This window comes from Vibrio sp. 1249-1 (assembly GCF_033340495.1).
Window position 1 is genome coordinate 21,812 of the sequence record NZ_JAWOWJ010000025.1, and the last position, 9,192, is coordinate 31,003.

General features: G+C 44.9%; 5 protein-coding genes and 1 rRNA gene. 5 read left to right on the forward strand and 1 reads right to left on the reverse strand.

Features of this window, described 5'->3' with window-relative positions:
* Positions 1 to 22: 22 nt before the first annotated feature.
* On the reverse strand, positions 23 to 1,615 hold the full coding sequence (gene purH / locus R7Z50_RS23165; RefSeq protein WP_318149275.1) for a bifunctional phosphoribosylaminoimidazolecarboxamide formyltransferase/IMP cyclohydrolase: 1,593 nt from the start codon (positions 1,613 to 1,615) through the stop codon (positions 23 to 25).
* A gap of 265 nt (positions 1,616 to 1,880) precedes the next feature.
* Between purH and zntR the strand changes: the two genes are divergently transcribed.
* From zntR to R7Z50_RS23190, 5 genes are all read left to right on the forward strand, one after another.
* Positions 1,881 to 2,279 carry a Zn(2+)-responsive transcriptional regulator gene (zntR, locus tag R7Z50_RS23170; RefSeq protein ID WP_005382529.1) on the forward strand — a complete coding sequence of 133 codons (399 nt, stop codon included), beginning with the start codon at positions 1,881 to 1,883 and terminating at the stop codon, positions 2,277 to 2,279.
* A 163-nt stretch (positions 2,280 to 2,442) separates the two neighbouring features.
* The gene (cadC, locus tag R7Z50_RS23175; protein WP_262644623.1) at positions 2,443 to 4,005 is read left to right on the forward strand and encodes a lysine decarboxylation/transport transcriptional activator CadC; all 1,563 of its coding nucleotides are present in this window, start codon (positions 2,443 to 2,445) and stop codon (positions 4,003 to 4,005) included.
* Between the two features lie 688 nt (positions 4,006 to 4,693).
* Positions 4,694 to 6,037, forward strand: a complete 1,344-nt coding sequence (cadB, locus tag R7Z50_RS23180) for a cadaverine/lysine antiporter (protein ID WP_206971065.1) — start codon at positions 4,694 to 4,696, stop codon at positions 6,035 to 6,037.
* A gap of 117 nt (positions 6,038 to 6,154) precedes the next feature.
* A complete protein-coding gene (locus R7Z50_RS23185; protein ID WP_005451159.1) occupies positions 6,155 to 8,290 on the forward strand; it encodes a lysine decarboxylase CadA in 2,136 nt (711 codons plus the stop codon).
* An 835-nt stretch (positions 8,291 to 9,125) separates the two neighbouring features.
* Positions 9,126 to 9,192: ribosomal RNA gene (locus R7Z50_RS23190) — 16S ribosomal RNA — on the forward strand; the annotation flags it as partial.

Sequence of the window (9,192 nt, forward strand, 5' to 3'; positions counted from 1 at the left end):
CGTCCCAGTGAAGACGAGAGGATTAGTGGCGGAAGTGACGCATACCGGTAAAGATCATCGCCATGCCGTGTTCGTCTGCTGCTGCGATAACTTCGTCATCACGCATAGAACCACCAGGTTGGATAACACACTTGATGCCTGCTTCTGCAGCCGCGTCGATACCGTCACGAAATGGGAAGAATGCATCTGATGCCATTACACAACCTTCAACCTGTAGACCTTCGTCTGCAGCTTTGATGCCTGCGATTTTCGCAGAGTAAACGCGGCTCATTTGGCCAGCGCCTACACCGATAGTCATGTCGCCTTTCGAGTAAACGATCGCGTTAGATTTCACGTATTTCGCTACTTTCCAGCAGAACAGTGCATCTTTCAGCTCTTCTTCTGTTGGCTGGCGCTTAGAAACCACTTTTAGGTCGTCTAGGCTTACCATGCCTTGGTCACGGTCTTGAACCAGTAGACCGCCATTCACGCGTTTCACGTCAAAGCCAGTTGTCTTAGTTGTCCATTTGCCACACTCAAGTAGACGCACGTTTTTCTTCGCTGCAACCACTTCAATCGCTTCAGCAGAAACTGAAGGTGCGATGATCACTTCAACGAATTGACGCTCAACAATAGCGGCTGCTGTTTCAGCATCTAGCTCTTGGTTGAATGCAATGATGCCGCCGAATGCAGATGTTGGGTCAGTTTGGTAAGCGCGGTTGTACGCTTCTAGAATGTCTTTACCTAGAGCTACACCACATGGGTTTGCGTGTTTTACGATCACACATGCTGGCTCGTTGAACTCTTTCACACATTCAAGTGCTGCGTCAGTGTCTGCGATGTTGTTGTAAGAGAGGGCTTTACCTTGGATTTGGCGAGTAGTAGAAACAGATGCTTCTTGTGGGTTTGCTTCAACGTAGAATGCGGCTGCTTGGTGGCTGTTCTCACCGTAGCGCATGTCTTGCTTCTTCTCGAATTGCTGGTTGAAAGTACGTGGGAATTTAGACTCTTCATCACCTTCTTTGTTCTCACCGTAAGATGGAACCATAGTGCCGAAGTAGTTTGCGATCATGCCGTCGTAAGAAGCCGTGTGTTCGAATGCTGCGATAGCTAGGTCGAAACGAGTTTCGAGAGTGAGAGATTTGTCGTTTGCGTCCATCTCTGCAATTACGCGGCCGTAATCACCTGCGTTAACAACGATAGTCACGTCTTTGTGGTTTTTCGCTGCAGAACGAACCATTGTTGGGCCGCCGATATCGATGTTTTCAACCGCGTCGGCCAGTGTACAGCCTTCTTTGGCAACGGTTTCTGCGAATGGGTATAGGTTTACGACAACCATATCGATAGGGTTGATGCCGTGCTTTTCCATCACGTCATCATCTTGGCCACGACGACCAAGCACACCACCGTGAACTTTTGGGTGAAGCGTTTTAACGCGGCCGTCCATCATTTCTGGGAAACCAGTGTAGTCAGAGACTTCGGTTACGGCGATGCCTTGTTCGGCAAGTAGGCGAGCTGTACCACCAGTAGATAGGATATCGACACCGCGCTCAGCAAGAGCTTGCGCAAACTCAACAATACCTGTTTTGTCTGATACGCTGATAAGCGCACGGCGAATAGGACGAGCGTTATTCATGCTTCCATTTTCCTCAAATTCACGGAGTTAAAGATGTTTGCCAAAAATGAACTTGTTTTTACCTCTTGGGGTAAAATATTGGCCAGTTTTGGTAAAGACCTTTGCAGGGTGTTTTCTGATTAGAAAACAGTCTCCACATTTGATGGCGCGTATTCTAACCAATTTATTACAAAAAATCTCGCGCAATCGTTTGGCATCTCAAAAATAATTGCAAAAAAGTCGTTCTTTAGCTTTAAAAGTAACGAGATAGTTAATAGGGAAAGTTATGTTTCAGATAGGTGAACTGGCAAAACGTTGTGGTGTGACTGCCGATACATTGCGTTTCTACGAGAAAAACGCGCTAATAAAACCCGCAGGGCGAAGTGAGTCAGGCTACCGCTTGTATGATGAAGAGAATCAAAAGCAGGTGCACTTTATCCTCAAAGGTAAAGATCTTGGCTTGAGTCTGGATGAAATTAAAGACCTGTTAGAAATTAAGTTAGAAGCGACAGAACACAGCTGTGCAGAGGTAAAAGCCATTACTTCTGCTAAGTTAGAGCTGATTGATGGGAAAATTAACGAGCTGACGAAAATTCGCCGAGCGTTAAAGAAGATTAATGATGCTTGTTGTGGTCATACAGACGATGACGCCACACATTGCTCTATCCTTGCAGCACTTGAGTAGTCTCATTCTTGAATCACTTAACTTAAGTTTGCATTTTTGGCGACTTGCTTTTCTAGGTACACGCTGCTTTCCCACCTATAATCTTGCCTTTAGTTACTTGTAGGAATCGACCATTGTCTGATTCCTACCGTAACGCTGTCTGTAGATACGAGAGTTTTCATACATGGTTGGAGTCTATTTTCAAATCAATGACTGGGTTTTGAGCGTTGATGAAAATAAGCTGTATCGACAAGATAGGGAAGTTACTGTTGAGCCACGCTTAATTAATCTTTTGCACTTCTTAGCGGAGCATGCGAATGAGGTGTTCAACCGCGAGGAATTGATTCAGTACGTTTGGGCTGGAGCGATTGTGACTGATCAAGTGGTGACTCAATCCATCTTTGAGTTGCGTAAGCTACTACGTGACGGTCGAGAGGAAAATACCAACTACGTTATCACGGTGCCCAAACGTGGCTATAAGCTGGTAGCGAACGTGGTTACTATGACGTATGAAGAGTTTGTCACAAGTCGGCAAAATGAAGAGATCCCACCTTCGGTTGAAGAATCGGAAGAGGATTGTCTACCTATAGCACCAGCCGTTACCTTTCCTGCCGGTCCTCTAACTCGCGCGGTCTGCGAGATGTCAAAAGAGAAAAAAGCCCCTCAGAGCAAAAACAAAATCAGTCCTTGGCTATTGGGAATTATGAACTTCATCTGGATCAGTATGTTGGTCGTAGTGATGGGCGTGTTTACCTACAAGCAGTCGGAAGTGCGTATTACCCAAGCCATCGATACCCATCTTATTGAGTTCAAGTTTCAAGATAATTTTACGAATGAAGGGTTAAGCTACGATTTGGCAGACGGATTCGCCCAAAAGTTGATGTCCGACATTGCTCAAGTCAGTGATTACCGAGTCATGCTAAAGAAGGCGTCGTTTACTTCTGGCATTGTGCCTGGTAAATCGGTTGTGGTGAGAGTTCGTGAGAATGACGGTGGCAGCTTTTTAGAGGTGGAATATCGCAATAACTCATCTGAAAAAGTGTTGTTTAGTCGTCAATACGCGTTAACCAGTAGTCATTTAAAGACAGTGCTTCAACAAGCATCGTTGGATTTGATGCAAGTGCTGAAAGTATCGGATGCCAAATTGAAATCTACGATGCTGGTGGCGGGAATGCCAATGAATCCCGACGCGTTGGAGTTGTTTGTTCAGGCTAACCATTACCTTAATGTCTCTGATACTAAACAATTCCGCCAAGGTATCGACTTGATGGAAAACATTTTAGAAATCGAGCCGGATAATGCTTACGTTCAAGCTGAGTTGTTGATTGCTTACCATGTACAAAAGGCTCTTGATTTCTCACAGGAGTTGAAGAAAGGGCGAATGCAGCAGCTCAGTGAAGCACTAGAGACTAATGTGAAAATGATGGTGGGGCCAATTCAACCGCGAATTTATGAAGCTTTAGCACTGCACGAAACCATCATTGGTGACATGGCGTTAGCCAAGCGGCATCTCGGACAGGCATTGAGGTTACGTGATTCAGTGCTTTCCTATGTGATTCGCGGTAAGCACGCCGAATTGGATGGTGATCTGGATTTAGCCAGTGAGTCTTACAGTGAAGCTTTCTATATTGATACGTCGGTTGAGACGTACCTGCTGTGCGAAAACTTGGTCTTCCCAAGTAACATGAAGGCGATTGATTACGCCATGTATCGCGCCGTTCACCCTTCTGTCGTTCGAATGCTTTAATTCTCTCGGACTCAACGTCAGTCTAATGCTAGCCCCTCATTTCGGTGAGGGGCTTTTTTGTCGCTGTCGAAAAGTGAAAAGGGTGAGGCGGTGGGGCAATGACTTACGAAGGAGCTAACAACGCAAGCTTGCAACGGGAATACATACCCGCTTTGCTTCTCTATCTCTATCTCTATCTCTATCTCTATCTCTATCTCTATCTCTATTGATTGTATGAAGTGTCTGGCTGAGTTATGTGGCGAGAATGATTTTGATGCTTTCTTGCAGGCGAGATGAATATTGATGTGGGTCAAAAAGCGCGATCAGGGAGAGATTTATGGAATCAACACTTCAGGGAATTAACCCTTCGGGATGGGGAAGTTGATAGAGGTTGATAACTTTTATCGCGATGACCAACGAGTTGATGAGAGTTTATCTATCGGTAGAAGGTTTGATGTTTTTCTTATAACTAAATGAATAATATGGTTTTATATTTTTGTGTTTATCATGTTTATCATGTTTATCTCAACTTGATGTTGATGAACTAATCATTTTATTGATAACACCAAGTTTATTTTTTTCCCGATTTTTGGGCGTAGTCTTCACTTCGAAATTTAGCGAGGTCGAGCAGGTTCTTCCTCATAGCATCTCGCTAATAACCATTCAGTTTGAGTCATGTTGACTCGAGTAGAATAGATTTGGAGATGTTATGTCATCGAATGCGAAAAAAATCGGCCTTATTGCCTGTACGGGTGTCGTAGCCGGTAACATGATGGGTAGTGGTATCGCACTATTACCTTCTAGTCTTGCCTCTGTAGGCTCTGTTTCAATCTTCAGTTGGCTGATCTGTTTGGCCGGTGCACTGAGTCTGGCGTTTGTTTACGCTCGTCTGGCAACCAAAAACCCACAAGAAGGTGGTCCAATCGCTTATGCTGGCGAAGTGTCTCCGGTATTTGGTTTCCAAACGGGCGTTCTTTATTACCACGCGAACTGGATTGGTAACCTGGCTATTGCCATTACAGGTGTTTCTTACCTTTCAGTATTCTTCCCTGTGCTTAATAACCCAATCCCAGCAGGTATTGCGACGATTGCATCGGTATGGATCTTCACTTTCGTCAACCTACTTGGTGGTAGCTGGGTAAGCCGTCTATGTACGCTTGGTCTAGTTCTTATCCTTATCCCAGTTGTTGGTACAGCTGCATTTGGTTGGACGCACTTCGATACTGCGCTTTACAGCCAAAACTGGAACGTATCAGCAGGCACTGACAGCCACGCGGTAGTAACAGCGGTTCTTATCTGTCTATGGTCATTCGTAGGTGTGGAATCAGCAGCGGTATCGACTGGTATGGTAGAAAACCCTAAACGTACTGTACCTCTAGCAACTATGTTGGGTACTGGTATCGCAGGTGTGATTTACATCCTATCAACTCAAATGATCAGCGGTATGTTCCCAGCGTCAGAAGTTGCGGCATCAGGTGCGCCATTTGCACTAGCAACCACTGAGCTATTCGGTAGCTGGACAGCACCATTCGTATCAGCATTCACAGCGCTAGCATGTTTCACTTCGCTAGGTTCTTGGATGATGCTAGTAGGTGAAGCAGGTAAACGCGCAGCAAACGACGGCAACTTCCCTAAAATCTACGGCGAAACTGACAAAAACGGTGTGCCTAAGAAAGGTCTAATCCTTGCGTCAATCAAGATGACTGCGCTGATGGTTGTACTGATGTTCTTCAGCTCTAAAACAGCACACGCATCAGACCTATTCAACCAGCTAACAACTGACGCGGTTCTACTAACAATGCTGCCTTACTTCTACTCAAGCATTAACTTGATTCGCTTCGAAGGTATGACAACACGCAACGGCTTCGTAATGCTGTTCTCTGGTGTGGCTTGTCTGTTCTGCTTCATCGCACTAGCAGGTGCAGAGGGCGGTACGCTAACAGCAACCTTCATCGTGTCTCTAGTTATCTTGATGTTCTACAGCAAAAAAGCAGGTCTTGCTCAGTACGTGAAAATGCACGCTGACGACATGCCTGCCCAAGCAAGCAACTAATCCCCAAAACGCTGCCACTAAGGTGCCAGCCTATAAAACCCAAATTCACGCGGCGCTCACCTTACTCATTGCCTGTAAATGGCAAAGAGCGCCCTCATTCGCCTTGGAGATGTCCAAATGAATATATTCGCTATCTTGAACCACATGGGTGTGTTCTTTAAAGAAGAGCCAGTTCGTCAACTTCACGCTGCTCTTGAGAAAGCGGGCTACGAAGTGGTTTACCCAGTAGATGATAAAGACTTGATCAAAATGATTGAGATGAACCCACGCATTTGCGGTGTACTGTTCGACTGGGATAAATACTCACTAGAGCTATGTGAACGTATCAGCCAAATCAACGAAAAACTGCCTGTTCACGCATTTGCTAACGAACAGTCTACTCTAGACATTTCACTAACAGACCTACGTCTAAACGTGAGCTTCTTCGAGTACGCTTTAGGTATGGCTGACGACATCGCTATCAAAATCAACCAAGCGACTGAGGCATACAAAGATGCCATCATGCCTCCATTCACTAAAGCGCTATTCAAATACGTAGAAGAAGGTAAATACACCTTCTGTACTCCAGGTCACATGGGCGGTACTGCATTCCAGAAAAGCCCTGCTGGTAGCATCTTCTACGATTTTTACGGTCCAAACACATTTAAAGCGGACGTATCAATCTCAATGCCTGAGCTAGGTTCTCTACTAGACCACTCAGGTCCACATAAAGATGCAGAAGAATACATCGCACGTACATTCAATGCAGACAGCTCGTACATCGTAACTAACGGTACGTCTACATCGAACAAAATCGTTGGTATGTACTCAGCGCCTGCAGGCAGCACAGTACTGATTGACCGTAACTGTCACAAGTCTCTGACTCACCTAATGATGATGAGCGACGTGACACCAATCTACTTCCGCCCAACTCGTAACGCATACGGCATCCTTGGTGGTATCCCACAAAGCGAATTCAGCCGCGATGTAATCGCAGAGAAAGTGGCGAAAACACCAGGTGCAACAGCACCAACTTACGCAGTAGTGACTAACTCAACTTACGATGGCTTGTTGTACAACACACAATTCATCAAAGAGTCGCTAGATTGTAAACACATCCACTTCGACAGTGCTTGGGTGCCTTACACTAACTTCAACCCAATTTACGAAGGTAAATGTGGTATGAGTGGTGAAGCGATGCCAGGCAAAGTGTTCTACGAAACACAATCAACACACAAACTGTTGGCTGCGTTCTCGCAAGCTTCAATGATTCACGTGAAAGGTGACTTTGATAAAGAATCTTTCAACGAAGCATTCATGATGCACACTTCAACTTCACCTCAGTACGGCATTGTTGCTTCTACTGAAACTGCAGCGGCAATGATGCGCGGCAACACTGGTAAGAAGTTGATGCAAGACTCTATCGATCGCGCAATCCGCTTCCGTAAAGAGATCAAACGTCTAGAAGCAGAAAGCGACAGCTGGTTCTTCGATGTATGGCAACCAGAAAACATCGATACCACAGAATGTTGGAAACTAGACCCTAGCGACACATGGCACGGCTTCAAGAACATGGATGACAATCACATGTATCTTGATCCAATCAAAGTAACGCTACTGACTCCTGGGATGAATAAAGAAGGCGAACTAGAAGAATCAGGTATTCCTGCTTCGCTGGTGGCTAAATTCCTAGACGAGCGCGGCATCGTGGTAGAGAAAACAGGTCCATACAACTTGTTGTTCCTATTCTCAATCGGTATCGACAAATCAAAAGCAATGCAATTGCTACGCGGTCTAACTGAATTTAAACGTGGCTACGACTTGAACCTAACCATCAAGAGCTTCCTACCTTCGCTATACAACGAAGACCCAAGCTTCTATGAAGGCATGCGCGTTCAAGAACTAGCACAAGCAATTCATGACCTAACTAAGAAATACAACCTACCAGAGCTAATGTACAAAGCATTCGATGTACTTCCAGAAATGAAAGTAACACCACACGCAGCATGGCAAGAAGAGCTTCGCGGTAACGTAGAAGAAATCAAACTGGAAGAAATGGTTGGCCGCGTAAGTGCGAACATGATCCTTCCTTACCCTCCAGGTGTGCCACTAGTACTTCCTGGTGAAATGGTGACTCAAGAGTCTCGCCCTGTGCTGGACTTCCTAGAGATGCTTTGTGAGATCGGTGCGCATTACCCAGGTTTCGAAACCGACATCCACGGTCTATACCAACAAAAAGATGGTAGCTACACCGTAAAAGTATTGAAGAACTAAGTTCCTCTCGAAGATGACGCCATTGGGAATGCAAGCATGCTCCACTCTTACGAGCTCAATGCGTCATCGAACAATAACGACATTTAGATATACCCCTAACTAATCTGTCGTAAAGAGAAGGGCAAGGATGCTCTGATCTTTTCTTCTATATATAGAAGAAACACTTTTCCAAGACTTCACCTGAAGTACCCCAAATAAAAAGCAAAGACCAAAAGAGCAGTTCGTCATCGTTCTGCTCTTTTTTTTCGTCTTTATATCGATAGAAAGAGAAAAAAGAACCAAGAGAGATAAGATCAGCAATCAAAATCACAAAGAAATAGGCGATCTTTTAATGCAGAAGTCAGGTGTTTCATCATGAAAAGATCCTCTGCAACCCGAAATATTAGACAAGATCGTTGAGTATCTATGCAGGGTGCTCGTTATTTGTGCGGTTGAAAGTTTTTTTGCAAAAAACGCTTGTGCTAATTTCTCAACCCCCTATACTGCGCATCCACCGACACGGAGTGAGACGAAAGTCACACAGCGAGTCGGGAAGAGAGAAAAAAGAATTTGAAAAAAATGCTTGACTCTCTCACGGTGTGAAGTAAGATACGCACCCCTAACGACGAGCAACTAAGTTGCTGAAAGTGTTAGAAAAGCTCTTTAAAAATAAGAACCTATCAATCTGTGTGGGCACTCGTTGATGATAATCCAATTAGATATTTCTTTCTTAATGGAAAGCGGTATCAAATTAGGTTTCAATGAAACGAAGTGACCATTGAATCGAAAGATTCAGCACAGTCAATTCAAACATTACTTATGTAATGTTCAGTATTCATTGAGCCGACAAAATCTTAAATTGAAGAGTTTGATCATGGCTCAGATTGAACGCTGGCGGCAGGCCTAACACATGCAAGTCGAGC

Bases quoted from the DNA above. Each gene is read 5' to 3' on its own strand.
- purH (WP_318149275.1), bottom strand. From the start codon at position 1,615: ATGAATAACGCTCGTCCTATTCGCCGTGCGCTTATCAGCGTATCAGAC.
- zntR (WP_005382529.1), top strand. From the start codon at position 1,881: ATGTTTCAGATAGGTGAACTGGCAAAACGTTGTGGTGTGACTGCCGAT.
- cadC (WP_262644623.1), top strand. From the start codon at position 2,443: ATGGTTGGAGTCTATTTTCAAATCAATGACTGGGTTTTGAGCGTTGAT.
- cadB (WP_206971065.1), top strand. From the start codon at position 4,694: ATGTCATCGAATGCGAAAAAAATCGGCCTTATTGCCTGTACGGGTGTC.
- R7Z50_RS23185 (WP_005451159.1), top strand. From the start codon at position 6,155: ATGAATATATTCGCTATCTTGAACCACATGGGTGTGTTCTTTAAAGAA.